This window comes from Streptomyces sp. NBC_01268, from assembly GCF_036240795.1.
Taxonomy (GTDB): Bacteria; Actinomycetota; Actinomycetes; order Streptomycetales; family Streptomycetaceae; genus Streptomyces.
Genome location: NZ_CP108454.1, coordinates 7,401,942 through 7,426,782, shown reverse-complemented (window position 1 = coordinate 7,426,782; position 24,841 = coordinate 7,401,942). Strand labels below are relative to the sequence as shown.

Genomic DNA, 24,841 nt, shown 5'->3' with positions numbered 1-24,841 from the left:
CGACCGGTTCACAGGGCCCGTGCGGGCGCCAGGGTGTAGGTGCGGGAGGACGTGTAGAAGCCGAGGGCGGCCTCGCCCTGTTCGCGGGGGCCGAAGCTGGAGGCCTTGGAGCCGCCGAAGGGCAGGTGGAAGTCGACGCCCGTGGAGGGGGCGTTGATCCGGACCATGCCGGTGTCGAGCTGGTCCAGGCCCTGCAGGGCCGCGCCGAGGTCGGCGGTGTGGACCGAGGTGACGAGGCCGTAGCGGGCCGCGTTGCTGAGGCGTACGGCGTGGTCGAGGTCGCTCGCGGTGAGCAGCGCGGCGACCGGGCCGAAGACCTCCTCGCGGAGCAGCCGGTGGCCGGGGGCGACCTTCTCGACGAGGGTCGGGGCCGCGTACCAGCCGGGGGCCTCGGGCACGCTGCCGCCGGCGAGGACGGGCAGGTCACGCCAGGCGGCGGTGACGGCGGTGCGGGCGGACTCGTCGATGAGCGGGCCGCACACGGTGCCTTCGGCGGCCGGGTCGCCGACGGGGACGGCCCGCAGCGCCTCGGTGAGCGCCTCGCGCAGCGGCCCGAGGGCGCTGCCGACGGCGATGACCCGGCTGGTGGCGGTGCACTTCTGGCCCGCGTAGCCGGCGATGGCGGCCGCGATGTGGGCGGCGGCGAGCCCGAAGTCGGCGTCGGGGAGGACGATCGCCGCGTTCAGTCCGCCCATCTCGGCCTGGACGGGGATGCCGCGGGCGGTGGCGCTGCGCACGACGGCGCGGCCCACGCCGGACGAGCCGGTGAAGGAGACGACGTCGGCGGCGGAGACGAGCGCGCCGCCCTCGACGGCGCCGCCCGGGACGACGGTGAACACACCGGCGGGCAGGGCCTTTTCGATGATCTCGGCGAGGCGCCGGGCGCAGGCGGTGGCCTGGGGGGCGGGCTTGAGGACGACCGCGTTGCCGGCCGCGAGGGCGGGGGCCGCCTTCCAGGTGGGGATGGCGAAGGGGAAGTTCCAGGGGGTGATGAGCCCGGCGACGCCGTGCGGGCGGCGGCGGGTGAGCAGCAGGCCGGGGCCCGCGGCCGTGTCGTGGACGGCTCCGGTGGGCGCGTAGGGGGCCTGGGCGTAGTAGCGCCAGATGGCGACGGTGCGGGCGACCTCGGCGCGGGCCTCGGCGAGCGGCTTGCCGACCTCGCGCACGGCGAGTTCGGCGAGTTCGGCGGCGGCGGCCTCGACGGCGTCGGCGATCGCGCCCAGGGCGGCGGAGCGGGCGGCGGCTCCGGCGTGCTGCCAGGCGACCTGGGCGGTGCGGGCCCGTTCGACGGCGTCGGCGGCGGCGAAGGCGCCGGGGGCCGGGAGGTGGAGGAGGACGTCGGCCGGGTCGGCCGGGTTGCGGGAGATGACGGTCATGCGGCGAGACCTTCCGGGGGGAGCGGGCGTTTCGGGCCCGCTGGTGTTCAGGACGTTCAGGGGCTTGCGCAGTACAATTTCACATTACTATGTTACGGGTCACATTCCAGCCGCCCCCGGCTGTCCGACCTTCTCCACCCGGAGTGACCCCTGATGGACAAGCACACCCGAAACGCCCTCGCCGCCGCGCTGCTCGCGGCCCTCACCCTCGGTGCGACCGGCTGCTCCGGCGCAGGCGGAGGCGGTACCGCAGGGAGCGGCGGACACCGCGGCGCCAACCCCGCGACCGGCACCAACGGCCAGATCGTGGGCGGTACGCCGGTCAAGGGCGGCACCCTGACCGTGCTGTCCAACCAGGACTTCACACACCTCGACCCGGCCCGCAACTGGGTCATGCCCGACATGGACTTCGGCACCCGGCTGCTCTACCGCACCCTCGTCACCTACAAGGCGGAGCCCGGCGCCAAGGGCAGCGAGCTGGTCCCCGACCTCGCCGAGGACCTGGGCAACTCCTCCAACGGGGCCAAGACCTGGACCTTCCGCCTCAAGGCCGGCCTGAAGTACGAGGACGGCACCCCGATCACCTCCCAGGACATCAAGCACAACGTCGAGCGGTCCTTCTCCGCCGACCTGCCCGGCGGCCCCGACTACGCCGCCCGCTACCTCGTCGGCGGCAAGGACTACCGGGGCCCGGCCGAGGGCAAGCACCTGGACTCGGTGAAGACCCCGGACGCCCGCACGATCGTCTTCGAACTCCACAAGCCCTTCGCCGAGTTCCCCTTCGCGGCCACCCTCCCGACCTTCGCGCCCGTGCCGCAGGCCCAGGACAAGGGCCCCCAGTACGACAACCGCCCGTTCTCCTCCGGCCCGTACAAGGTCGAGAGCTACGCCCGCGACAAGCAGCTCGTCCTGGTCCGCAACAGCCACTGGGACCCGAAGTCCGACGCCGTCCGCAAGGCGTACCCGGACCGGATCGTCGTCACGATGGGCCTCAAGGGCAACCAGATCGACGACCGGCTCGTCGCCTCCTCCGGAGCCGACGCCTCCGCCGTCTCCTGGGCCCAGCTCCGCCCCGAGTCCATCTCCAAGGTGCTCACCAAGGCCGACGTGAAGGCCCGGCTGCTCGCCGAGTCCAGCAGCTGCACCGAGATGGTCCAGATGCACACCGGCCGCGCCCCCTTCGACAACCTGAAGGTCCGCCAGGCCGTGCAGTACGCGCTCGACCGGGAGGCGATCGTCACCGCCGCCGGCGGCCCGGCCGTCGTCGACGCCTCCTCCGCCGCCATGCCCGGCGCCCTCTTCACCGGCGGCAAGCAGCCCGACACCCTGAAGATCCCGCTCTCCGGCGACGCCGAGAAGGCCAAGCAGCTGCTCAAGGAGGCCGGGAAGCCCAACGGCTTCTCCACCCGCCTCACCGTCTCCATGAACGACAAGCGCATCGGCGAGGCCGTCCAGGAGTCCCTGGGCCGGGCCGGCATCAAGGTGACCATCGAGACCGTCGACCCCTCGGCCTTCTACGACACCATCGGCGACACCAAGAACCGCACGGACCTCGTCTACGCCGGCTGGTGTCCCGACTACCCGTCCGGCTCCACCTTCCTCCCCTTCCTCTTCGACGGGCGCTTCATCAAGGAGAAGGGCAACACCGGCAACTACTCGATCTTCAAGGACGACGCCAGCATGAAGCGGATGGACGAGATCGCCGCCATGTCCGACGGCGCCCAGGCCAACAAGGCGTGGCAGGAGCTCGACGGGCAGATCCTCGCCAAGGCCCCGGTCGCCCCCGGCGCCTCGAAGCGCCGCACGCTGCTCATCGGCACCAACGTCGCCGGCGCCTTCGGACACAGCTCCTGGAGCGGCCAGCTCGACTACGCGACCGTCGGTCTCAAGGACCCGTCGAAGAGCGCGAACTGAAGGACGCCCCTCCCATGACGCTCACCACCACCTCCCCTCCGGTGACCGGGGGCAGCGGGGCCTGGCGGACGGTCCGCGCGGAACTGCGCCGCCGCGTCTCGCTGCAGGTCTCCCTCGCCGTCATCGCCCTCTTCGCCCTGATGACCGTCGCCGCGCCGCTGATCGGCTCGCTCGGCGGCTGGGGTCCGGAGGAGTTCGACAAGTCCGCCGTCGACCCGTACCTCGGCGGCATGCCGATCGGGCCCTTCGGCGGGGTCTCCGCCGAGCACTGGCTCGGCGTCGAACCCATCAACGGGCGCGACCTGTTCGCCCGCGTCGTGCACGGCGCCCAGGTGTCGCTGCTCATCGCCTTCTCCGCCACCGCGATCGTCGTGGTGGCGGGCACCGCCGCCGGCATCGCCGCCGGCTACTTCGGGGGCCGCACCGACACGGTGCTGTCCCGGCTGATGGACCTCACGATGTCCTTCCCCTCCCTCATCTTCATGATCGCGATGATGTCGGTGGCCCGGGACGTCAACCGCACCTTCCTGATGATCCTGGTCATCGGCCTCTTCGGCTGGCCCGGCGTGGCCCGGGTCGTCCGGGGCCAGACCCTCTCGCTCAAGCACCGCGAGTACGTCGACGCGGCCCGCGTCGGCGGCTCCGGCCCGCTGCGGATCCTCGCCCGCGACATCCTCCCGGGCGTCGCCGGCCCCGTCATCGCGTACACCACGCTGATGATCCCCGGCATGATCGCCACCGAGGCCGCCCTCAGCTACCTCGGCGTCGGGGTCCGCCCGCCGACCCCGTCCTGGGGGCAGATGATCGCGGAGAGCGTCGCCTACTACGACACCGACCCGATGTACTTCCTCGTCCCCAGCGTCTGCCTCTTCCTCACCGTGCTCGCGTTCACCCTCCTCGGCGACGCCCTGCGCGACATCCTCGACCCACGAGGGGGCCGTTCGTGATCCTCTACCTCGGCCGCCGGCTGCTCGGGGTGATCGGCGTCCTCCTCGCGATCGCCGCCGTCACCTTCGTCATCTTCTACGTGCTGCCCTCCGACCCGGCCGCCGCGGCCTGCGGCAAGGCGTGCAGCGACGAACGCCTGGACGCGATCCGCGCCCACATGGGCCTGGACCTCCCGCTGTGGCGCCAGTTCGCCGACTTCGTCACCGGCATCTTCACCGGCCGCACCATGGGCAGCGGCCAGTACGCGCTGCACTGCGAGTTCCCCTGCCTCGGCTACTCCTACGAGAACAGCGAGGCCGTCTGGGACCTCCTCGTCGACCGGCTGCCGGTCTCCGGCTCGCTCGCCGTCGGCGCCGCGGTGCTGTGGCTGGCCCTCGGCCTCTCCGCCGGGGTCGTGTCCGCCCTCCGCAAGGACACCCTCACCGACCGGGCCCTCATGATCGGCGCGGTCGCCGCCGCCTCCCTGCCGGTGTACTTCACCTCGGTGCTGCTCATCTACGGGATGATCCGGCTCACCGGACTGCTGCCCTACCCGCAGTACGTCCCCTTCACCAGCGACCCGCTGTCCTGGGCCTCCAACCTGCTGCTGCCCTGGCTGGCGCTGGCCGTGCTCTACGCGGCCATGTACGCCCGGCAGAGCCGCGGTTCGATGATCGAGTCCATGGCGGAGCCGTACATCCGCACCGCCCGCGCCAAGGGCCTGCCGCGCCGCACGGTCGTCGTCAAGCACGGCCTGAGGGCCGGCATGACCCCGATCCTCACCATCTTCGGCATGGACCTCGGCGGACTCCTCGCGGGCGCCGTCATCACGGAGTCCCTCTTCGGTCTCCCCGGCATCGGCCGCCTCTTCTACGGCGCCCTCACCACCGGCGACCAGCCCGTCATCCTCGGGGTGACCCTGCTCGCCGCCACCTTCATCGTCGTCGCCAACCTGTGCGTCGACCTGCTCTACGCCGTCGTCGACCCGCGAGTGAGGTACTGATGACCGCACCCGAACCCCTGCTGCGGGTCCGCGACCTCGCGGTCACCTTCCCCACCCCGCGCGGCCCCGTCCGGGCCGTCGACTCCCTCTCCTTCGACGTGCCGCACGGGCGCACCCTCGGCATCGTCGGCGAGTCCGGCTCCGGCAAGTCCGTGACCTCGCTCGCCGTCATGGGCCTGCACACCGGCGCCGAGGTGTCCGGCTCCGTCGTGCTCGACGGGCGCGAGCTCGTCGGCCTGCCGGACCGCGAGCTCAACACGCTGCGCGGCCGCCGGATGGCGATGATCTTCCAGGACCCGCTGTCCAGCCTGCACCCGTACTACACCGTCGGCGAGCAGATCGCCGAGCACCACCGGGTGCACTTCGGCTCCCGGCGGGCCACCGCCCGCGCCCGGGCCGTCGAGGCGCTCGCCGAGGTCGGCATCCCCGAACCGAAGCGCCGGGTGGGCGAGTACCCGCACCAGTTCTCCGGCGGCATGCGCCAGCGGGTGATGATCGCGATGGCCCTGGTCTGCGAACCGGACCTGCTCATCGCCGACGAGCCGACCACCGCCCTCGACGTCACCGTGCAGGCGCAGATCCTCGACCTGCTGGCCCGGCTCCAGGAGGAACGGCGGCTCTCCGTCGTCATGATCACCCACGATCTGGGCGTGGTGGCCCGGGTCGCCCACGAGGTGCTGGTGATGTACGGCGGGCGGGCCGCCGAACAGGCCCCGGTGGACACCCTGTTCGCCGAGCCCGCGCACCCGTACACACGCGGGCTGCTCGACTCGCTGCCCCGGCTCGACGACCCCGACGACGTACCGCTGCGGGCGATCCCCGGCAGCCCGCCGTCGCTCCTCGAACCGGCGCCCGGCTGCGCCTTCGCCGCGCGCTGCGCGCGGGCCGCCGCCGGCACGGACGCGGAGCGGGAGCGCTGCGCGAGCGAGCGCCCCCGGCTCCACGGACCCGAAGGACACGTCACCGCCTGCCACTTCCCGGCGTTCCCGGCGCGGTCGGCGCCCGCGCCCTCCCCGTACGAAGGGGTCGACTCATGACCACCGCCCACGCGGCCCTGCCGCACCCGGCGTCCGCGCCCGACGCCGCCGCGCCGCCGCTGCTGCGGGTGCGCGATCTGACCATGGCCTTCCCGGGCCGCCGCCGTTCGGCGCCCGTGCGGGCCGTCGACGGCGTCGGCTTCGACCTGGCCGAGGGCGAGACCCTGGGCCTGGTCGGCGAGTCCGGCTGCGGCAAGTCGACCACCGGCCGCATGATCGTGCGGCTCCTGGAACCGACCTCGGGCTCCGTCACCTACGCGGGCCAGGACGTCACGCACCTCTCGCAGCGGGCGCTCAAGCCACTGCGGCGCGAGATCCAGATGGTCTTCCAGGACCCGCACTCCTCGCTCAACCCGCGTCAGTCGGTGGCCCGGATCATCGCCGACCCGCTGCTGGTGCAGGGTAGTTCGGCGGCCGACGCCCGCGCCCGGGCGCGGGAGCTGATGGAGCTCGTGGGGCTGATCCCCGAGCACGCCGACCGCTTCCCGCACGAGTTCTCCGGCGGACAGGCCCAGCGCATCGGCATCGCCCGCGCGCTGGCGACCGGCCCCCGGCTGGTCGTGGCCGACGAGCCGGTGTCGGCGCTCGACGTCTCCGTGCAGGCGCAGATCGTCAACCTGATGGAACGCCTCCAGGCCGAACTGGGCCTCGCCTACCTCTTCATCGCCCACGACCTGTCGGTGGTGAAGCGGGTCTGCGACCGGGTCGCCGTGATGTACCTCGGGCGGATCGTCGAGATCGGCGACAAGGACCGGGTGTACGGGGCGCCCGCCCACCCCTACACGCGGGCGTTGCTCTCGGCCGTGCCGCTGCCGGATCCGGCGGCCGAGCGGAGCCGGGAGCGGATCACCCTGCTCGGCGACCCGCCGAGCCCGGCCGCGCCGCCGCCGGGCTGCACCTTCCATCCCCGCTGCCCGAAGGCGCAGGCCGTCTGCAAGGCGGAGGCTCCCCCCTTGCGGAGCATCGCCGTGGGGGAGCCGAGGGAGGTGGCCTGCCACTTCCCGGAGACCGTCTGAGCGGGCCGTGGGACGGAGCCGTCCGGCCGGGCCTTCCGGGCCGGCCGGACGGCTCAGTTGGTGGCGGGCCGGAGACGGTCGACGGGATGGGTCTCCACGTAGGTCCCGACGGTGTCGTCCCGGTACGCCTTCCACAGCGCGGCGCCCCGGGCCGGGTCGAGGTGGACGACCGACTGGCCCTTGACCATGCCGGTCCCCTTCGCCGGGGCGTTCATGAAGGTCATGTCGCCCGCGCGGACCTCGCGCATGTTCCAGACCAGCTCGCGCATCTCGGCGTCGCCGAAGCGCTCGTCGACGCTGACCGTCTCGGTGAAGATGTCCAGGGTCCGCTTGAGCCGCAGCGGGTCCTTGAGCGACGCGGAGGTCATCACCTTCTCCAGGACGGTGCGCAGGTAGTTCTGCTGCCGGTGGGTGCGGTCGAAGTCGCCGTTGGGCAGGCTCTTGCGCTCGCCCACGTACTCCAGCGCCTGCGCGCCGTCCATGTGCCGGCGCTCCCCGTCGGCCATCAGGATGTCGACGCCGCCCACGGCGTCGGTGAGCTTGCGGAAGCCGTTCCAGTCGATCACCGCGAAGTGGTCGACGCGCACGTCGGTCAGGCGCTGCACGGTGTCGATGAGGAGCGGCGGGCCGCCCCAGGAGAAGGCCGCGTTCAGCTTGGCCCGTCCCCGGCCCGGGACGTCGACCCAGGAGTCCCGGGGCAGCGAGACGACGTACGCGGCGGAGTGGTCGGCCGGGATGTGCACCAGCATCATGGCGTCGCTGCGCTGGTCCCCGTACTTCCACAGCGTGCCCTTGGCGTCGCTGCCGGTCGTGGGGACGTCCGAGCGGGAGTCGAGCCCCATCAACAGGAAGTTCTGGCCACCCTTGGAGGCGGCGGGGACCGGGGCGTCGGTGGGGAAGGTCTGCGGGATCCGCTGCACCCGGCCCGTGTAGTGCTCGTAGGCCCAGTATCCGGTGCCCGCGGTGAGCAGGACCGCCCCCACCAGCAGCGCGAGGGCGGTCAGCAGGACCGTCCTCGCCCTGGGCCGCCGCCGCTTGCGTATTCCGCCCTCGTCCTGTGCTGACGCGCTCATCCGGTACGGCTCCCCTCCGCTGGACACCCCGACTCGCCCCGCCCGAGGCGGACTTCAGGCCACCAGGATGCCGAAGATCGGCAGAACGCGCGAGGAGTCCCGGGAACCGGATGGGAGCCGTACCGGGCCCGCGTCCCGTGTGGACGGGACGGCGGGCGGCCCACCGTAGGGGTGTCGTCGGGGCCCCGGCCCCGACGCGGAACGACAGGAACCACCCGCACAACGGAAAGTCGTGATCACCATGTCGCGAATCCTGGGCCAGTTCGGCACCGACACCGCGCCGTACGTCCTGCGCGGCGCCCCGGGCCCCTGCGAGGAGCCCGGCTCCCGGGTGCTGCGCGGCCGGGGCTGGGCGCTCGCCGGCGGGCGGGCGGACGGTCGCGACGGCGTGGCGGCGGTGCTCGCCGGGGCCGTCGACGTACGGCTCCCGCTGCTGAGCCGCATCGAGTCCGGGGGCCGCCCGGTCGCCGAGCGGAACCACGCGGCGCTGCTGCGCGCCGCCTTCGAGGCGGACGGGGCCGGCTTCGCCGAGCAGCTGCGGGGCGCGTACGCGGCGGCCGTCGTCGACGCGCGCGGGGCACCGGTCCTGGTGCTCGCTGCGGACGAGGCGGGCGCGGTCCCGCTCTACTACCACTGGAACAGCACCCGCGAGGTGCTGTCCTTCGCCACCGAGATCCCGGCGCTGCTCGCGCTGCTCCCGGACCCGCCCACGCTGTGGACGCCCGGCCTCGACGCGTACCTCACCACGGGCGCGGCGCTGGGCGGGGCCACGCTGTTCGAGGGCGTACGGGTGCTCCCGCCGGGCACGACCGCCGTGTGCGAACGGGGACGCGCGCCCCGGCTGCTGCGGCGGCGCGAGCCGGCGGGAGCGCGGAGGGTCCCGGGGCCGGGGACCCCGGACCGGGAGCTCCTGGGCGAGGTCCCGGGTGTCCCGGGCGGCCCGGGAACACCGTCGCCCGAGCCGGGCGGAGGGCCGTGCGCGGAGCCGGACCGCCGGTCGGACCCGCTGTCCCACCCGCTGGACCGGCGCCGGGCGCGGGACCTGCCGGCGCTGCTGCCCGCGCTGCTCTGGCGGCTCGGCCAGCCCGAGGCCGACCCGGGGGCGCTCACCGCGTACGCCGGTCCCGGCCCGAAGGGCCCGGAGGCGGCCGGGCTCGCCACCGATCTCGCCGTGGACACCGAGGCGGGACGGCGCCGGGTGGCGGCGGCCCTCGCCGACCCCTCCGAGGACTGGCTCGCCCGCTACGCCGAGGGGTTCGCTCCGGTCGGCGCCGCCGGCCGGTCCCGGCTCTACAGCGTCGACTACCGGGCGTACCTCGCCGAGCGGGGCGACGCGGCGCAGGCGCTGGCCGCACGGCTCGGCGAGGCGGGGGCGCTCCGCTCCCGGCGGGCGGTCCTGACCGCGTTCGAGCGGGAGGAGCTGCTGCCGGTGCGCGGGCTGCGCCGCACGGCCCATCTGGGCGGCGCGGGCCTCAGGGTCCCGGGCGACGCCCGGCGGCGGGTCGCGGACCTGCTGGTCCCGGGCGGGGCGCTGACGGACCTGGTGAGGGAGGTGTTGTCGCCCGCCCGGCTGCGGGCGTCGGGGCTGCTGAGCTGGCGGGCGGTCGAGCGGCTCCTCGCCGCCCAGCTCACCCGCCCTTCGGAGCGGCTGGCGGAGACGATCTGGGCCCTGTCGATGTTCGAGCTGTGGCGGGAGGAGTACGCGGTGGCCGTGCGGCGCCCGGTCCCTCCGGCGGTGCGGGCGAAGAGCCCGGCCGAGCTGCCGGTGCTGGGGCGACGGACGGTCTCGCTGTGACGGAAGGGGCCCGGAGTGAGTCGTGGGCCTCATGTGCCCGGGACGCCTCCGAGGTGAGCATGGAACAGGAATCCGCACCGGCGGAGTCCAGGAATGGAACAGAAATGAAGCGCAAGATCATCGGATCGGTGCTTGCCCTCGTGGCGCTCGTGAGCGCCGTGCTCTTCGGTTCGAAGGGCTACGGCGCGCAGGGCACCGGCTCCGCTCGACCCGGCCACAAGCCCTCGTGCACCAACCGGGACTGCCCCGGGTGCGTGCCCTAGGGCCCGACCTCAGACCGCGGACCGTGACCTCAGGCGCCCGCCGCCCCTCCAGGCGGCGGGCGCCCCGTCGTGCGCTACGCGCCGCCGCGGCGCACCCGGGCGGCCTTGCGGGCCTCGGCCGCGCGCCGGGCGTCGGCGGTCTTGCGGGACTCGTTCTTGGTGCGGCCGGGCCGTCCGGGGACGGTGCCCATGCCGCGGAAGGCGGCGCCGCGCCGGTCGCGCTCGGCGGGGGCGGCAGCCCCTCCGCCGGGGGTGTCGGCCGCGGCCTTGGCACCGGTGATCCGGCGCAGCTCGGCGGCGCCGGGGCGGACGTCGGTGGTGCGGGAGCGGACGCCGGCCTCGGTGAGGAGCCGGGCGAGGTCGCGGCGCTGGTCGGGCAGGGCCAGGGTGACGACGCTGCCGGAGGCTCCGGCGCGGGCCGTGCGGCCGGCGCGGTGGAGGTAGTCCTTCGGGTCGGTGGGCGGGTCGACGTTGACGACCAGGTCGAGGTCGTCGACGTGCAGGCCGCGGGCGGCGACGTTGGTCGCCACCAGGACGGTGACCGCCCCGGTCCTGAACTTCTCCAGGGTGTCCGTGCGCTGGGGCTGGGACTTGTCGCCGTGCAGGGCGGCGGCCCGCACCCCGGCGGCGACGAGCTGCCGGGTGAAGCGGTCGACGGAGGCCTTGGTGTGCAGGAACATGAGCACGCGCCCGTCACGGGTGGCGATCTCGCCGGCGACGGCGAACTTGTCGCCGCCGTCGACCCGGAGCACGTGGTGCTCGGCCGTGGGGACGGGGGCGGCGACCGCGTCGGCGGCGTGCACCACCGGGTCCTGGAGGTAGCGGTGGACCAGGGTCTCGACGTCCTGGTCCAGGGTGGCCGAGAAGAGCATCCGCTGGCCGCCGGACGGCACCTGGTCGAGCAGTTCGGTCACCTGCGGAAGGAATCCCAGGTCGGCCATCTGGTCGGCCTCGTCCAGGACCGTGACGGCCACCTCGTCGAGCCGGCAGTCCCGGCGCTCGATCAGGTCCTTGAGTCGCCCGGGGGTCGCGATCAGGACCTCGGCCCCGGACCGCAGCTCCTTGGCCTGGCGGCCGGCCTGCAGGCCGCCGACGACGGTCGCGAGCCGCAGGTCGAGGGCGGTCGCGTAGGGCGCCAGCGCCTCGGCCACCTGCTGGGCCAGTTCGCGGGTGGGCACGAGCACCAGGGCGAGCGGCTTCTTGGCGGCGGCGCGGCGGCCCGCGGTGCGCGCGAGGAGCGCGAGGCCGAAGGCGAGCGTCTTGCCGGAGCCGGTGCGCCCGCGGCCCAGGACGTCCCGGCCGGCGAGGGCGCTGGGCAGGGCGGCGGACTGGATCGGGAAGGGGCTGGTGACGCCCTGGGCGGCGAGCGTCGTCAGGACCGCCTCGGGCAGCTCCATGGCGTCGAAGCTCTCCGCGGCCGGGAGCGGCGGGGTGCCGGTGAGGTCGGCGAGGCCGGTGGGATCTCCCGTGCGGTCCGAGCTGTTCATGGATGCGATGCCTTCTTCGGTCGGTGTCCGTCAAGGAAAGCACGGCGGGGAGGGGGTGGCCGAATCCGCGCCCGGACCGGTGCGCGGTTCAGCCCCGTGGGCCGTGCGCCGGACACCCCCGTGGACCGCACGTCGAGCGCGCCCCCGCCCCCCGCTGCGGGAGCGCCCCCTACCGGCGGTCTAGCCGCGCTCCATGGACGCGGCGGGGAGGGACTGCTCCGCCGAGCCGACGGTCGAGCGGGGCAGTACGGCGGAGACGCGGGTGCCGCGTCCGGCGTGGACGAAGGACTCGACCGTGCACCGGCCGCCGATCTCCGCGGCCCGTTCGGCCATGGAGCGCAGGCCGACTCCACGGTGGACGGCGCCCCGGCCGAAGCCGGTGCCGTCGTCCTCGACGGTGACGGTGAGCGCCTCGGCGTCGGCCCGCAGCCGGATCTCGGCCCGGGTGGCGCGGGCGTGCCGCACCACGTTGTTGAGGGCCTCGGCCGCGATCCGGTAGGCGGCCACCTCCACGGCGGCGGGGAGCGGCGGCAGCGGGTCGGGGTCGAAGGCGGCGGCCACGGTCAGCCGGGCGCCGTCGAAGGAGGTGGCGAGCTGGCGCAGGGCGCCGTCGAGGCCCAGTTCGCCGAGGGGCGCGGGGCCGAGCCGGTCGGTGATCCGGCGGACCTCCTTGATGGCCATGCCGAGGTCGTCGGAGACGGCCCGCAGCGCCTCGCGCAGGGTGTCCTCGGCGGGCAGCCGGGCGGTGGCGTTCTCGACCCGCAGGCGCAGTCCGGCGAGGGCCGGGCCGAGCCCGTCGTGGATGTCGCGTCGGAGTCGGCGCCGTTCCTCCTCGCGCGCGGTGACGATCTGTTCGCGGCTGCTGCGCAGGTCCTCCTGGAGCCGCAGGGAGGCGACGGCGGGCGCGGCCTGGCTGGCGAGGGAGGAGAGGATGAGGCCGTCCTGGGCGTCCAGCTGGGTCTCGCCCTCGCGCAGGCCGACGGAGAGCCGGCCGACGACGGTGCCCTGGTGGAGCATGTCGAAGTGGTGCGGGTGGTCGCCGAGCGACCCCACGCGGGCCAGCACCCGGGCCCCGGCGCGGGTGTGCACGGCGAGCGCGGCGGCGGGCAGGCGCAGCGTCTCCACGACGGTGGCGCACAGGGTTGCGGGGATGTCCTGGGAGCTGCCCGCGTGGCTGATGCGGGCGGCGAGGGTGTGCAGCACCTGGTAGGGGTGGGCCCGGTCCCCGAAGTAGAGCCGGTCGACGACGCCGACCGCCCAGGCGACGGTGCGGCGCAGGCACGCGCCCATGAGGAAGGCGAGGGCGACCAGGGCCAGGGCGTCGGCGTACCGGCTGGGGGTCATGCCGCTGGCGAGGGCGGCGACGACGGCGACGTCGGCGGCGGTGAGCAGGGCGACCACGAGCAGTCCGGCGAGGATGCGCCGCTCCGGGCGGCTGAGCCGCCAGGAGCCGGTGCGGACGACCACGTAGCCGACGGCTGCGGACATGGCGACGGAGGCCGCGGTCATCAGCCAGTACATGGGCCAGCGCAGGGCGTCGCCGAAGTGGTAGGTGATGCTCTGGGCGACGCCCCACACGACGTACGAGGCGAGGAGCGCGAGCAGCGCGCGGCGGGTGTGGGCGGAGCGGAGGCGCCGGACCCGGCGGAACATGACGGTGCCGCTGACGGCGATGAGGACGAAGTGGGTGACGTTCTGGGCGGCGCCGAGGTGGCTGTCGAGGACGGCCGAGGCGCTCCCCCACCAGCCGGTGGCCAGGGGGTTGGGCAGGCCGAACCGCTGGGGCTGGGCCGCGTAGGCGAAGGCCTGCGGCGCCACCCAGAGGGCGACGCCCGCGACGTACCACCACCAGCGGCGGGCCAGCCGGCCGTCGGGGAACCAGAGGGGCAGCGAGTACCAGAGGGTGACCTTGAGCCAGTTGGCGAGCGCTTCGAAGACGAGGACGGCGGCGCGCAGCGGCTCGGAGGGGTGCCCGAGCCACATCGGGGCGGCCAGGGCGGCGGGCAGGATCACCGTCATGCCGTACGCGATGAGCACCCAGCCGACCGGTCGGCCCGGCCAGTGCGCGTGGACGAGGACGCCGGCGGCGATGGCGGGCAGCCCGTACATGAGGACGCGCAGGCTCTGGGCGCTCTCCGAGGTGCCGGGGGCTCCCAGGTTGACCAGGAGGTAGCAGACCCACAGCCCGGCGAGGGCGAGGGTGACGGCGGCGCACAGCGCGGCGGCGGCCAGCCGGCGCTCGCCCTCCGCCCGGTGGGAACCCGACGGCGCGTTCTCACTCCATGCGTTCATATGCATACCTATAGTAATCGGCATGACGGCAGAAGGCCCCCAGGGCGCTCAGGGCTCCGAGACGTCCGCGGTCACGGTGGTGCTGGTGGACGACCACCCGATGTTCCTGGACGGGCTGCGCGGGGCGCTGCTCCCCGAGGACGGCTTCCGGGTGGTGGGCGAGGCCTCCTCGGCCGCCGAGGCCGTCGCGCTCTGCGCGCGGACCGCGCCGCAGGTGGTGGTGCTCGACCTCGGACTGCCGGACGCCTCGGGCATCGAGGTGACCCGGCGGCTGCTCGGCGACCGGCCGGAGACCCGGGTGCTGGTGCTCAGCATGTCCGAGGACGACGACAACCTGCTCGCGGCGGTACGGGCAGGGGCCAGCGGCTACCTCGTGAAGGGGGCCGGGCGCGAGGAGATCATCGGGGCGATCCGTACGGTCGCGGGCGGCGGGGCGGTCTTCGGGCCGCGGATCGCCGAGCGGCTCCAGTCCTTCTTCGGGGCGCTGGCGGCCGCGCCGGGGCGGGAGGTCTTCCCCGACCTGACCCCGCGCGAGCTGGAGGTCCTCGACCTGCTCGCGGGCGGGCTCGACTACCGGCAGATCGCCCGGCGGCTGACCATCTCCGACAAGACCGTCCGCAACCACGTCACGAACATCTTCAGCAAGCTGCAGGTCAACGACCGGGCGCAGGCGATCGTCCGGGCCCGCAACGCGGGACTCGGCACCGACGGGACGCCTCCACCCCGCCACGACTGAACCCATGGCCCACTCCTGTGCACGGCTCGGTACGGCAGCACGGACCGCGAGGAAGACGCGTCGGCGTGACCGTACGAATCGGTGTGAATCGGTGTGAATCGGTGTGAATCCGTACGACTCGATCGGGCGCGGCCCGGACGGCCCGCCCGTAGGACACCACCCTTCCCTTCCCGGGACACCGGGCGCATGAGGCGGACGGCCCCGTCGCGTCCCGGTTCCGACCAGGACCGGCGACCCGTTCGCACGTGAGGGGTGGGCCGGTCTCCCGCCCCGGGCACCCGGGTCGCCGGGCGGCGGAGCGTGGGCGCATCGACGCCGCACCCGCACCAGGAGGACCCGAGATGTCCGGCACCGCACAGCAGCCCGGCTTCGCCGACGCGAACGCACTGCGCCGCCGCAACCGGCAGACCGTCGAGACGTACATGACCACCCGGGGCAAGGACCGGCTCCGCAGGCACGAGCTGTTCACCGAGGACGGTACCGGCGGCCTGTGGACCACCGACACCGGCACCCCCATCGCCATCCGGGGCCGCGACCGGCTCGCCGAGCACGCCGTCTGGTCGATGCGCTGCTTCCCCGACTGGGAGTGGTACGGCGTCCGCGTCTTCGAGACGCAGGACCCGAACCACTTCTGGGTGGAGTGCGACGGCCACGGCCGGATCCGCTTCCCCGGCTATCCGGAGGGGTTCTACGAGAACCACTTCCTGCACTCCTTCGAGCTGGCCGACGGCCGGATCGTCCGGAACCGCGAATTCATGAACCCGTTCGCCCAACTGCGCGCCCTGGGCATCCCCGTGCCCGCGGTCCGCCGAGAGGGGATACCGACATGAGCCCGACGCACACCGTGGAGGACCTGCTCCACGAGATACGCGGGCGGGGCGCCGAACAGCAGCCCGACTGGCCCGACCCGGCGCAGACCCGCCGGGTGCGGGCGGCCCTGGCGGGCCGGCCGGCCCTGGTGCGGCCCGAGGACCTGCGGGCGCTCGGGCTGCTGCTCGCCCGGGTCGCCGAGGGCCGGGCGCTGGTCGTGCAGTCCGGCGACTGCGCCGAGGACCCGGAGGAGCGGACCGCGGGCCACGTGGGCCGCCGGGTGGCCGTGCTCGACCTGCTGGCCGGGGCGCTGCGCACCAGCTCCCGCAAGCCGGTGCTCCGGGTGGGCCGGATCGCCGGCCAGTACGCCAAGCCGCGCTCCAGCCCCTTCGAGCGGGTCGGCGGCCTCGAACTCCCCTCGTACCGGGGGCACCTGGTCAACGGGCCCGAGCCCGACGAGGAGAGCCGCCGGCCGGACCCGCTGCGCCTGCTGCTCGGCTATCTCGCCGCCGGGGACGTCATGGAGCACCTGGGCTGGCGCGGGCACCACCCGCCGCGCGGCCTCGAACCGCCGGTGTGGACCAGCCACGAGGCCCTGCTGCTCGACTACGAGGTGCCGCTGCTGCGCCGCGACGACGAGGGTCGGCTGTACCTCGGCTCCACGCACTGGCCGTGGATCGGCAAACGGACCCGGCACGTCGACGGCGCCCATGTGGCGCTGCTCGCCCGGGTCGGCAACCCGGTGGCGTGCAAGGTCGACGCCGACCTGGCCCCGGCCGAACTGCTCGCCCTGTGCGAGCGGCTGGACCCGGGCCGGGTGCCCGGGCGGCTCACGCTGATCGCCCGGATGGGGGCCGGTCTGGTCGCCGACCGGCTGCCGCCGCTGGTCGCGGCGGTGCGGGCGGCGGGCCACCCGGTCAGCTGGATCTGCGACCCGATGCACGGCAACACCGTGCAGGCCGGGGACGGGACCAAGACCCGGGTGGTGCCGACCGTGCGCCGCGAGGTCGTGCTGTTCCAGCGCGCCGTCGAGTCCGCCGGGGGCGTGGCCGCGGGGCTGCACCTGGAGACCACCCCGGACGAGGTCACCGAGTGCGCCTCGGACCAGCACGGCCTCGACCGGGTCTCCGAGCACTACACGACGTTCTGCGACCCGCGGCTCAACCCGTGGCAGGCGCTCGGCGTCGTCTCCGCCTGGAGGGGAGAACCGTGACCGGCATCCCGCCCATCGCCCCGTACCGACTGCCGTCAGCGGCCGAACTGCCCGCCAACACGGCCCGGTGGCGGCTCGACCCGCGCCGCGCGGTGCTGCTCGTCCACGACATGCAGCGCTACTTCCTCGCCCCCTTCCCGACCATCCCGCGCCGGGAGCTCGTCGCCCGCGCCGCGCTGCTGCGCGAGCGGTGCGCGGCGCACGGGATGCCCGTCGCGTACACCGCCCAGCCGGGTTCGATGACCCCGCGGGAGCGCGGGCTGCTGCGGGACTTCTGGGGGCCGGGGATGCGGGCCGCACCGGAGGACCGGGAGGTGGTGGCCGCGCTCGCGCCCGCCGCCGGCGACTGGCTCCTCGTCAAGCGCCGCTACAGCGCCTTCTTCCGCTCCGGGCTGCTCGCCCGGCTGCGGGAGGCCGGCCGCGACCAGCTCGTCCTGTGCGGGGTGTACGCCCACGTGGGCGTCCTGGCGACGGCGGTCGAGGCGTTCACCCACGACATCCGCGTGTTCCTCGTCGCCGACGCCGTCGCCGACTTCTCCAGGGAACACCACGACGCCGCCCTGCGGTACGCCGCCGAGCGCTGCGCCATGGTCGTCACCACCGAGGAGGTCCTGTCATGACCGACGCCCTGGAACCCCTGCTCGGCCCCGGGCCCCGGCCCCCCGCGTACGCGCTGCTGCACCGTCCCGGCGCGGGCCCGCCGGACGTCCTCGACGTCCTGGTCGGCCGGGTGTCGCTGCCCGCCACCCTCGCCGGGATCCCGCTGCCCGAAGGGCCGGACCGGGCGCGCGGCGCGTGCCACGAGTCGCTGGTCGTCGTCCCGTACCGGCAGATCACCGAACGCGGCTTCGCCTGCGTCGACGACGGGGCGCCGCTGATCGCCATGACGGTGACCGGCCAGGGCACCGTCCCGGTGGGCGAGGCGCTCGCGCGGCTGCCCCGGGAGGCGACGGTGCTCACCGGCGCCCGCTTCGACCTGGACGACGAGGCGTACGCGCGGACCGTCGGCCGGGTCGTGCGGGAGGCGATCGGCGAGGGCGCGGGCGCCGACTTCGTACTGCGGCGCACCTTCCTCGCGGAGCTCGCCGAGCCCGGCCCGGACAGCGCCCTCGCCTTCTTCCGGCGCCTGCTGGAACAGGAGTCGGGCGCGTACTGGACCTTCCTCGTGCACACCGGGGCCCGCACCTTCGTCGGGGCCTCGCCCGAGCGGCACGTCAGCCTGCGGGGCGGCACGGCGGTGATGAACCCGATCAGCGGCACCTACCGGCATCCGCCCGAGGGGCCGAGCCTGCCCGGGGTCATGGAGTTCCTCGCCGACCGCAAGGAGCGCGACGAGCTGTCGATGGTGGTGGACGAGGAGCTGAAGATGATGGCGCGGATCTGCGAGGGCGGCGGCCGGGTCGTCGGTCCGTACCTCAAGGAGATGGCGCGGCTCGCCCACACCGAGTACCTCATCGAGGGCCGGACGGACCGCGAGGTGCGCGAGATCCTGCGCGAGACGCTGTTCGCGCCGACGGTCACCGGCTCGCCGCTGGAGAACGCCTGCCGGGTGATCGCCCGTTACGAGGGCGGGGGCCGCGGCTACTACAGCGGGGTCGTCGCACTCATCGGGCGGGACGCGTCCGGCGGCCGGGAGCTGGACTCCGCGATCCTGATCCGCACCGCCGACATCGACGCCGCCGGACGGGTCGCCATCGGCGTCGGGGCGACGGTGGTGCGCCACTCCGACCCGGACGCGGAGGCGGCCGAGACCCGGGCCAAGACGGCCGGGCTGCTCGCCGCCCTCGAAGGCGACGGCCCCGGCCCCTTCGGGACCCACCCGGAGGTGCGGGCCGCACTGGCCCGGCGGAACGCGGACCTGTCCGGCTTCTGGCTGGGCCGGGGCGACGGGGAGGCGGGAGGCCCGGACGGCGCGGGCCGGGGCGACGGCACCGGGGGCTCCGGGCGGGCCGGACCCGCCAGACCGGCCGGCCCCGCGGCGGTCGACGGAGCCGCCGGGCTCGCGGGAGCCGACGGATCCGCCGCCCGTGCGGGCCACGCGGGACACTCGGGGGGCACGGGCCTCGCGGGCCCTGCGGGCCGCCCGGGCCCCGACGGTCTCGCCGGGCACACGGTCCTGGTCGTGGACGCCGAGGACACCTTCACGGAGATGATCGCGCACCAGCTGCGGGCCCTCGGGCTCGTGGTGACGGTCCGCCGCCACGACGAGGAGTTCGCGCCCGACGCGTACGACCTGGTGGTCCTCGGGCCCGGCCCCGGCGACCCCGGCGAGGCGGGACACCCCCGCATCGAGGCGATCCGGACCACGGCCCGCGGCCTGCTGGCGGGGCGGCACCCGTTCCTCGCGGTCTGCCTGAGCCATCAGGTCGTCAGCCTGGAGCTCGGTCTTCCGCTGGTCCGCAGGGACGTTCCCCACCAGGGCGTGCAGAAGGAGATCGACCTGTTCGGCCGGCGCGAGCGGGTCGGCTTCTACAACTCCTTCGCAGCGCGCGGCCCGGCCGACCGGACCGTCGTCGACGGGGTCGGCGCGGTGGAGCTGAGCCGCGACCCGGAGACCGGCGAGGTGCACGCGCTGCGCGGACCGCACTTCACCACCCTTCAGTTCCACCCCGAGTCCGTGCTCACCCGCGACGGACCGGGCATCTTCGCCCGCGCCGCCCGGCGGGCACTGCGGCCGCCGGCCCCACGCCGGTCACGGCTGTGAGGAGGAGAGGACATCATGCGCCCGTACGTCGTCGTGGACGCCTTCGCCCGTGAACCCCTGCGGGGGAACCCGGTGGCCGTGTTCTTCGACTGCGCCGGACTTCCGGCCTCGTGGATGCAGCGGATCGCCCGGGAGATGAACCTCTCGGAGGTGACCTTCGTGCTCCCGCCGCGACGCGGCGGCGACGCCCGGGTGCGCATCTTCACCCCGGTGAACGAACTTCCCTTCGCCGGGCACCCGTTGCTGGGCACCGTCGTCGCCCTCGGCCCGTACGTGCGGGGCGACCGGCTGCTCCTGGAGACCGCGATGGGGATCGTGCCCTGCCGGCTCGAACGGCGGGCGGGCCGGGTGGCCGCGGCCACGATGCGCCAGCCGCTGCCCGCCTGGGAACCCTTCGACCGGGCGGCCGAACTGCTCGCGGCGCTGGGCGTGTCCACCTCCACGCTGCCCGTGGAGGTCTACCGGAACGGCCCCCGGCACGTCTTCGTCGGCCTGGAGTCCGTCGCCGCGCTCTCGGCCCTGACCCCCGACCACCGGGCCCTCGCGGCCTTCGAGGACCTGGCCGCGAACTGCTTCGCCGGGGCGGGGACGCGCTGGCGCAGCCGGATGTTCTCGCCCGCGTACGGCGTGGTCGAGGACGCGGCGACGGGCTCGGCCGCCGGCCCGCTCGCCGTCCATCTCGCCCGGCACGGGCGGGTGGCGTACGGGCGGCACCTGAAGATCCGGCAGGGCGTCGAACTGGGCCGCGACTCCCTGATGCTGGCCCGGGCCGAAGGGTCCGGCGACCGGGTCGAGTACGTCGAGGTCGGCGGCGAGGCCGTCACCGTGGCCCACGGGAGGATCCATGTCTGAGCACGTCGAGCCCGTCGAGCCCGCCGAGTCCGCCGAGTCCGCCGAGCGCGTCGAGCGCGTCGAGCACGTCGAGTCCGCCGAGTCCGTCGAGTCCGTCGAGTCCGTCCGGCGGCGGGGCCGGTCGGAGACCCTCACCGGGACGGTCTCGCTGCCCTTCCCCGAGTACGAGGAGCCGCCCGCCGATCCGATCGGGCTGCTGCGCCGCTGGCTGGAGGGCGCGGAGGAGGTCGGCGTCCGGGAGCCGCGGGCGCTGGCGCTCGCGACCGCCGACACGGCGGGGCGCCCGTCCACCCGGATCGTCGCCGTCAGCCGGATCACCGCCACCGGGCTGGTCTTCACGACCCACCACGGCAGCGCCAAGGAACGCGAACTGCGCGCGAACCCCTGGGCGTCGGGGCTGCTCTACTGGCGGGAGACGAGCCGGCAGGTCAGCGTGGGCGGCCGGGTGCGGCGGCTCCCCGACGCCACCGCCGACGTCCTCTGGGCGGCCCGGCCGGTCTTCACCCACGCGATGACCGTGGCGTCCCGGCAGAGCGCCCCGCTGGCCGGCCCCGCCGAGGTGGCCGCGCTGCGCGCCCGCGCCGCGCGGCTGGACCAGGCCGGACCGCAGCCGCGCCCCGCCGCGTACATCGCCCTCGAACTCGTCCCCGAACGGCTGGAGTTCTGGGCGGACGGCACCGGCCGGCTGCACGAGCGGCTGCGCTACGAGCGCGGTCCCGGGGGCGGCTGGCGGACCTGCCGGCTCCAGCCCTGACCGTGCCGAAGCCCCGGACCGTACCCGCTTCGTTCCGCTCCGAAAGGAATTCCGTGATGCGTGAGTCCACGCTCCGCGACCGCAACCGCACCACCGTCGACGCCTTCCTCCGCACCGACCGCGAGAGCAGACTGCGGCGTCACCGGCTCTACACCGAGGACGGCACGGCCGCCCTGTTCTTCACCGACGTCGGCCGGCCGATCGTCGTGCGGGGCCGCGAGCGGCTGCGGCGCCACGGCGAACTGTCGCTCCAGGTGCTGCCCGACTGGGTCTGGACGGACGTCGAGGTGTACGAGACGCAGCACGCCGGCCTGATCTGGGTGGAGTGCGGCGGCGAGGGCACCATCCGCTTCCCCGGCTATCCGGCCGGCCACTACCGCAACCGGTTCGTCCACCGCTTCGAGCTCGCGGACGGCCTCATCGCGGCCAGCCGCGAGTACACCAACCCCATCGAGCACATGCGCTCCCTGGGCATCGGCACACCCCGCATCGCGAGGGACTGGATACCGTCATGACCACCGATCCGCGCGCCGTGCGGGCCGCGTTCGAGCTCGTCACCGGCGCCTGGCGCACCCAGGCCGTCCACGTCGCCGCCCGCCTCCGGCTGCCGGACCTGGTGGCCGAGGGGCACCGCGACGGCGCCGCGGTGGCCGCCGCCACCGGCCTCGACGCCGACGTCGCGCACCGACTGCTGCGCCTGCTCGTCCTGCTCGGGGTGCTGGAGACGGACGCCGAGGACGCCCTCCGTACGACACCCGTCGGCGAGCTGCTGCGCGACCGGCCCGGCTCGCTGCGCGACATGTGCCTGCTGTACGGGGAGGAGTTCTACCGCGCCTGGGGCCACGCCGAGGAGGCGCTGACCACCGGGACGCCCGGCTTCGAACTGGCCCACGGCGAGCCGCTGATCGCGTACCTCGCCGGGGATCCGGAGGCGGCGGCCCGATTCCAGCGGGTGATGCAGGCCGGGCACGCCGTCTTCGACGCGGTGCCCGGCGTCCTCGGCCTCTCGGGGCCGGGGCGGGTGGTGGACCTCGGGGGCGGTGCCGGGCGGCTGCTGGCCACCGTGCTGTCGGCCGCCCCGGCCGCCCGCGGGGTACTCGTCGACCTGCCGCACGTCCTGCCGCTGGCCCGGGCGCAGCTGGCCGCGAGCGTGGGTCTGGACCGGGTCGAGCTGCTCGGCCGGGACATCTTCGAGGCCCCGCTGCCCGCGGACGGGGACGTCTACCTGCTGTCCCGGGTGCTCGGCGACTGGGACGACGGCCGCTGTCTCCGCCTGCTGCGCCGGGTGCGGGCCGTGCTCGCGCCGGGGGCGCGGCTGCTGGTCCTGGAGCGGGTGACGACGGACGACGGGGCGGGTGCGCTGGCCGCGCTGTGGGATCTGCACCTGCTGGTGGTCAACGGCGGCCGACAGCGCACCCTCGACGCCTACCGGACCCTCCTCGACCGCTCGGGGCTGGCTCTGGAACGGGTGGTGGAGCTGCCGCTGGACACCAAGGGGCTGCTGGTGGGCGTGGCATCCGGGTGAGGTCCGGTGGGCGGTGAAGGGCCGTCCGGTGGTGCGGTCCGACCGGCGTCCCGGTGGGCTCGGGGCAGTACCCGTCCGTGCCGCGCGTCCGCCGACGGCCCGCCCGCCGGGCCGCCGACGGCCCCGCCCGGCCGGACTGCCGGTGGGCCGGGCCGCGACGGACGCCGGCACGCCGGAACCACTCCTCGCCTTCGGGGTCCCGCTCGTCCCGGTGGCCCTCGGCCGCCAGGCGTGGAGCCGGTGGGCCTGCCGGGGACGGGTGGACCCGCGCGATCCGGGACGGTACGCGCAGGGCCCGCCTGCCGGCCGGCAGGTCGGCCGGTCAGCCGGTCAGCCGGTCACGGTGACCTGCTGGGCCGGGTCGGTGGTGTCGGTGAGCTGGTAGGTGGCGCTGAAGGTCGCGGACTGGTTGCCGGTCGGGCAGAGGAAGCCGCCGGTGGCGGTCGCGGGGACGGGCGCGTTGGCGATGGCGAGGCTGGAGGGGGCACCGTTGGTCCAGCTGCCGTTGACGGCGGTCGGGCCGGCCGGCGAGGCGGTGATGGTGCAGCTGGCGAGACCGCTGGTCTTGAGCACGACACCGCCCTTGGGGATGGTGAAGCCGCCGGTGGCGGGGGCGCCGTTCTGGAGGGAGAGCGTCCAGGGGCCGTTGGTGGCGTTGCTCGTGATGGTGACGTTCACGCCGAAGATGCTGGTGGTGCAGCCGCTGAAGCTGGGCGGGTTGACGGGGAAGGAGACGGGGCCGGCGGCGTTGTGGTTGCCGGGGGCGGCGGGGACGGTGTTGTTGGCTCCGCTCGTCGGTACGGACGCGGAGACGGTGCAGGTCATCGTGGTCGACCCGGCGACGAAGGTGGCCTTGCCGGTGAGCTTGGCGGCGACGGAGTGGCCGGCGGGCGACACGGTGGTCGAGGCGGCCTGGGTGCCGGTGGCCCCGAAGGTGAGGGCGCCGGCGGCGGCGAGGCCGGTGAGGGAGACGAGCAGCTTGGACATGGGGATCTCCTCGGTGATCGACGGTGGGGTGCGAGGAGGTGCGGGTCGTCGCACAGTGCGGTGACGCGTGAGCCGTTCGCGCAGGGTGCGTACGCGTGGTGCTTGGGGGGAACGCGCAAAGTGACTTGAGAGTAGAACCGGCCGGTAGGGGTGTCCAGGCGCGATTCCGCCACTACTGACAGATCGTCAGGAAGGTTGACCCGACTCGGTACTTGACAGCGACGCGGCCGAAGGCAGGCTGGTGCGCGCCGGGGGCATACGACCAGACTGGCCCCCATGGAAACCACGGTGAAGGCGGACGGCGGCGAACTCTGGGCGGACGACACGGGCGGGGACGGAGTTCCGCTGGTCCTGGTCCACCCCGGCGTCGGCGACTCCACGATCTGGGACCCGGTCCTCCCGGCGCTCGCCGCGCGGCACCGGGTGATCCGCTACGACGCCCGCGGCTACGGGCGCTCGCCCGCGCCCCTCGTCCCGTACCTCCCCGCCGCCGACCTGTCCGCGGTCCTCGACCACTTCGACCTCGGGCGGGCGGTCCTGGTGGGCTCCAGCATGGGCGGGGCCGCCTCGGTCGGCCTCACCCTGGACGAGCCCGACCGGGTCGCGGGCCTGGCGCTGTTCGTCCCCGGGGTCACCGGCTACCCGGACCTGGACGACGCGGAGTTCTACCAGGACGTGGAGCGGCTGGCGAAGGCCGGCGACATGGAGGGCATCGTGCGGCTGGGCATGGGCCTGTGGGGCGCGGCCGGCGGCGGCACCCCCGAGTCCGACCCGGTGGTCGCCGCGCACTTCCGGGCGGTACTGCCCGCCTGGTTCGCCAACGTCGGCCACCAGCAGACCGGCGCCCCGGCCTTCGACCGGCTCGGCGAGATCGCCGTGCCCACGGTGCTGGCCCTGGGCGAGCTGGACCGGCCCGTGGTCGTGCGCTGCAACGAGGAGATGGCCGCGCGGATCCCGCGCTGCCGACTCGAACGGCTGGCCGCCACGGACCACTACCCGACGCTACGGGAGCCGGAGACGGTCGCCAGGCTGATCGAGGAGCTGTACGCCGAGGCCCTCTGAGCCTCCCGTGCCCGA

22 protein-coding genes are annotated in these 24,841 nt (G+C 74.7%); 17 read left to right on the top strand and 5 right to left on the bottom strand.

The features are described from left to right. Positions 1 to 8: 8 nt before the first annotated feature. Positions 9 to 1,376, bottom strand: coding sequence for an aldehyde dehydrogenase family protein (locus OG309_RS33465; RefSeq protein ID WP_329426676.1), 1,368 nt, complete (start codon positions 1,374 to 1,376; stop codon positions 9 to 11). 153 nt (positions 1,377 to 1,529) lie between these two features. On the opposite strand from OG309_RS33465, the gene OG309_RS33460 reads away from it, so the two are divergent. Genes OG309_RS33460 through OG309_RS33440 form a run of 5 tightly spaced genes read left to right on the top strand, consistent with a single transcriptional unit; the run spans position 1,530 to position 7,273 of the window. Beyond that, positions 1,530 to 3,290 carry an ABC transporter substrate-binding protein gene (locus OG309_RS33460; RefSeq protein WP_329426674.1) on the top strand — a complete coding sequence of 587 codons (1,761 nt, stop codon included), beginning with the start codon at positions 1,530 to 1,532 and terminating at the stop codon, positions 3,288 to 3,290. A 14-nt stretch (positions 3,291 to 3,304) separates the two neighbouring features. Continuing rightward, positions 3,305 to 4,237 (top strand): ABC transporter permease, encoded by a 933-nt coding sequence (locus OG309_RS33455; RefSeq protein WP_329426673.1) that lies wholly within the window; start codon positions 3,305 to 3,307, stop codon positions 4,235 to 4,237. Next, a complete protein-coding gene (locus tag OG309_RS33450) occupies positions 4,234 to 5,220 on the top strand; it encodes an ABC transporter permease (RefSeq protein WP_329426671.1) in 987 nt (328 codons plus the stop codon). The genes OG309_RS33455 and OG309_RS33450 overlap by 4 nt, the downstream gene beginning before the upstream one ends. Continuing rightward, entirely contained in the window at positions 5,220 to 6,257 is a 1,038-nt protein-coding gene (locus tag OG309_RS33445) for an ABC transporter ATP-binding protein (protein WP_329426669.1), read from the top strand. Before OG309_RS33450 ends, OG309_RS33445 begins: the two co-directional genes overlap by 1 nt. Further along, complete coding sequence (locus OG309_RS33440; RefSeq protein WP_329426666.1) at positions 6,254 to 7,273, top strand: ABC transporter ATP-binding protein; 1,020 nt, start codon at positions 6,254 to 6,256, stop codon at positions 7,271 to 7,273. Before OG309_RS33445 ends, OG309_RS33440 begins: the two co-directional genes overlap by 4 nt. Before the next feature lie 53 nt (positions 7,274 to 7,326). Here the strand turns inward: OG309_RS33440 and OG309_RS33435 are convergent, their stop codons facing one another. Beyond that, a complete protein-coding gene (locus OG309_RS33435; RefSeq protein WP_329426665.1) occupies positions 7,327 to 8,346 on the bottom strand; it encodes an LCP family protein in 1,020 nt (339 codons plus the stop codon). 241 nt (positions 8,347 to 8,587) lie between these two features. Here OG309_RS33435 and OG309_RS33430 point away from each other — a divergent pair, with 241 nt between their 5' ends. Together OG309_RS33430 and OG309_RS33425 are read left to right on the top strand one after the other, a co-directional pair. Continuing rightward, on the top strand, positions 8,588 to 10,141 hold the full coding sequence (locus OG309_RS33430; RefSeq protein WP_329426664.1) for a hypothetical protein: 1,554 nt from the start codon (positions 8,588 to 8,590) through the stop codon (positions 10,139 to 10,141). A 104-nt stretch (positions 10,142 to 10,245) separates the two neighbouring features. Beyond that, positions 10,246 to 10,404, top strand: coding sequence for a hypothetical protein (locus tag OG309_RS33425; protein WP_329426662.1), 159 nt, complete (start codon positions 10,246 to 10,248; stop codon positions 10,402 to 10,404). Positions 10,405 to 10,478: 74 nt separating this feature from the next. Here the strand turns inward: OG309_RS33425 and OG309_RS33420 are convergent, their stop codons facing one another. Together OG309_RS33420 and OG309_RS33415 are read right to left on the bottom strand one after the other, a co-directional pair. Further along, on the bottom strand, positions 10,479 to 11,891 hold the full coding sequence (locus tag OG309_RS33420; protein WP_329426660.1) for a DEAD/DEAH box helicase: 1,413 nt from the start codon (positions 11,889 to 11,891) through the stop codon (positions 10,479 to 10,481). 180 nt (positions 11,892 to 12,071) lie between these two features. Further along, entirely contained in the window at positions 12,072 to 14,183 is a 2,112-nt protein-coding gene (locus tag OG309_RS33415; RefSeq protein WP_329426658.1) for a sensor histidine kinase, read from the bottom strand. 22 nt (positions 14,184 to 14,205) lie between these two features. Between OG309_RS33415 and OG309_RS33410 the strand changes: the two genes are divergently transcribed. The 9 genes from OG309_RS33410 (at position 14,206) to OG309_RS33370 (ending at position 22,777) form a co-directional block, all read left to right on the top strand. Further along, positions 14,206 to 14,919, top strand: a complete 714-nt coding sequence (locus OG309_RS33410) for a response regulator transcription factor (protein WP_329426656.1) — start codon at positions 14,206 to 14,208, stop codon at positions 14,917 to 14,919. A gap of 341 nt (positions 14,920 to 15,260) precedes the next feature. Next, positions 15,261 to 15,749 carry a PhzA/PhzB family protein gene (locus OG309_RS33405; RefSeq protein WP_329426654.1) on the top strand — a complete coding sequence of 163 codons (489 nt, stop codon included), beginning with the start codon at positions 15,261 to 15,263 and terminating at the stop codon, positions 15,747 to 15,749. 14 nt (positions 15,750 to 15,763) lie between these two features. After that, the gene (locus OG309_RS33400; protein WP_329428668.1) at positions 15,764 to 16,942 is read left to right on the top strand and encodes a 3-deoxy-7-phosphoheptulonate synthase; all 1,179 of its coding nucleotides are present in this window, start codon (positions 15,764 to 15,766) and stop codon (positions 16,940 to 16,942) included. Beyond that, positions 16,939 to 17,562 carry an isochorismatase family protein gene (locus tag OG309_RS33395; protein WP_329426653.1) on the top strand — a complete coding sequence of 208 codons (624 nt, stop codon included), beginning with the start codon at positions 16,939 to 16,941 and terminating at the stop codon, positions 17,560 to 17,562. Before OG309_RS33400 ends, OG309_RS33395 begins: the two co-directional genes overlap by 4 nt. Then, a complete protein-coding gene (locus tag OG309_RS33390) occupies positions 17,559 to 19,646 on the top strand; it encodes an anthranilate synthase family protein (RefSeq protein WP_329426651.1) in 2,088 nt (695 codons plus the stop codon). Before OG309_RS33395 ends, OG309_RS33390 begins: the two co-directional genes overlap by 4 nt. A 15-nt stretch (positions 19,647 to 19,661) precedes the next feature. After that, positions 19,662 to 20,498, top strand: coding sequence for a PhzF family phenazine biosynthesis protein (locus OG309_RS33385; protein WP_329426649.1), 837 nt, complete (start codon positions 19,662 to 19,664; stop codon positions 20,496 to 20,498). After that, positions 20,491 to 21,252 carry a phenazine biosynthesis FMN-dependent oxidase PhzG gene (phzG, locus tag OG309_RS33380; protein WP_329426647.1) on the top strand — a complete coding sequence of 254 codons (762 nt, stop codon included), beginning with the start codon at positions 20,491 to 20,493 and terminating at the stop codon, positions 21,250 to 21,252. The genes OG309_RS33385 and phzG overlap by 8 nt, the downstream gene beginning before the upstream one ends. A gap of 56 nt (positions 21,253 to 21,308) precedes the next feature. Beyond that, positions 21,309 to 21,767, top strand: coding sequence for a PhzA/PhzB family protein (locus tag OG309_RS33375; protein ID WP_329426646.1), 459 nt, complete (start codon positions 21,309 to 21,311; stop codon positions 21,765 to 21,767). Continuing rightward, on the top strand, positions 21,764 to 22,777 hold the full coding sequence (locus OG309_RS33370) for a methyltransferase (RefSeq protein WP_329426644.1): 1,014 nt from the start codon (positions 21,764 to 21,766) through the stop codon (positions 22,775 to 22,777). Before OG309_RS33375 ends, OG309_RS33370 begins: the two co-directional genes overlap by 4 nt. A 330-nt stretch (positions 22,778 to 23,107) precedes the next feature. Here OG309_RS33370 and OG309_RS33365 read toward each other — a convergent pair whose 3' ends face one another. Continuing rightward, positions 23,108 to 23,764 (bottom strand): hypothetical protein, encoded by a 657-nt coding sequence (locus OG309_RS33365; protein WP_329426642.1) that lies wholly within the window; start codon positions 23,762 to 23,764, stop codon positions 23,108 to 23,110. Between the two features lie 276 nt (positions 23,765 to 24,040). Between OG309_RS33365 and OG309_RS33360 the strand changes: the two genes are divergently transcribed. Continuing rightward, complete coding sequence (locus OG309_RS33360; protein WP_329426640.1) at positions 24,041 to 24,826, top strand: alpha/beta fold hydrolase; 786 nt, start codon at positions 24,041 to 24,043, stop codon at positions 24,824 to 24,826. Positions 24,827 to 24,841: the final 15 nt, after the last annotated feature.

Bases quoted from the DNA above. Each gene is read 5' to 3' on its own strand.
- OG309_RS33430 (WP_329426664.1), top strand. From the start codon at position 8,588: ATGTCGCGAATCCTGGGCCAGTTCGGCACCGACACCGCGCCGTACGTC.
- OG309_RS33390 (WP_329426651.1), top strand. From the start codon at position 17,559: ATGACCGACGCCCTGGAACCCCTGCTCGGCCCCGGGCCCCGGCCCCCC.
- OG309_RS33460 (WP_329426674.1), top strand. From the start codon at position 1,530: ATGGACAAGCACACCCGAAACGCCCTCGCCGCCGCGCTGCTCGCGGCC.
- OG309_RS33435 (WP_329426665.1), bottom strand. From the start codon at position 8,346: ATGAGCGCGTCAGCACAGGACGAGGGCGGAATACGCAAGCGGCGGCGG.
- OG309_RS33445 (WP_329426669.1), top strand. From the start codon at position 5,220: ATGACCGCACCCGAACCCCTGCTGCGGGTCCGCGACCTCGCGGTCACC.
- OG309_RS33375 (WP_329426646.1), top strand. From the start codon at position 21,309: ATGCGTGAGTCCACGCTCCGCGACCGCAACCGCACCACCGTCGACGCC.
- OG309_RS33385 (WP_329426649.1), top strand. From the start codon at position 19,662: ATGCGCCCGTACGTCGTCGTGGACGCCTTCGCCCGTGAACCCCTGCGG.
- OG309_RS33440 (WP_329426666.1), top strand. From the start codon at position 6,254: ATGACCACCGCCCACGCGGCCCTGCCGCACCCGGCGTCCGCGCCCGAC.
- OG309_RS33410 (WP_329426656.1), top strand. From the start codon at position 14,206: ATGACGGCAGAAGGCCCCCAGGGCGCTCAGGGCTCCGAGACGTCCGCG.
- phzG (WP_329426647.1), top strand. From the start codon at position 20,491: ATGTCTGAGCACGTCGAGCCCGTCGAGCCCGCCGAGTCCGCCGAGTCC.
- OG309_RS33360 (WP_329426640.1), top strand. From the start codon at position 24,041: ATGGAAACCACGGTGAAGGCGGACGGCGGCGAACTCTGGGCGGACGAC.
- OG309_RS33425 (WP_329426662.1), top strand. From the start codon at position 10,246: ATGAAGCGCAAGATCATCGGATCGGTGCTTGCCCTCGTGGCGCTCGTG.
- OG309_RS33420 (WP_329426660.1), bottom strand. From the start codon at position 11,891: ATGAACAGCTCGGACCGCACGGGAGATCCCACCGGCCTCGCCGACCTC.
- OG309_RS33365 (WP_329426642.1), bottom strand. From the start codon at position 23,764: ATGTCCAAGCTGCTCGTCTCCCTCACCGGCCTCGCCGCCGCCGGCGCC.
- OG309_RS33415 (WP_329426658.1), bottom strand. From the start codon at position 14,183: ATGAACGCATGGAGTGAGAACGCGCCGTCGGGTTCCCACCGGGCGGAG.
- OG309_RS33465 (WP_329426676.1), bottom strand. From the start codon at position 1,376: ATGACCGTCATCTCCCGCAACCCGGCCGACCCGGCCGACGTCCTCCTC.
- OG309_RS33370 (WP_329426644.1), top strand. From the start codon at position 21,764: ATGACCACCGATCCGCGCGCCGTGCGGGCCGCGTTCGAGCTCGTCACC.
- OG309_RS33405 (WP_329426654.1), top strand. From the start codon at position 15,261: ATGTCCGGCACCGCACAGCAGCCCGGCTTCGCCGACGCGAACGCACTG.
- OG309_RS33455 (WP_329426673.1), top strand. From the start codon at position 3,305: ATGACGCTCACCACCACCTCCCCTCCGGTGACCGGGGGCAGCGGGGCC.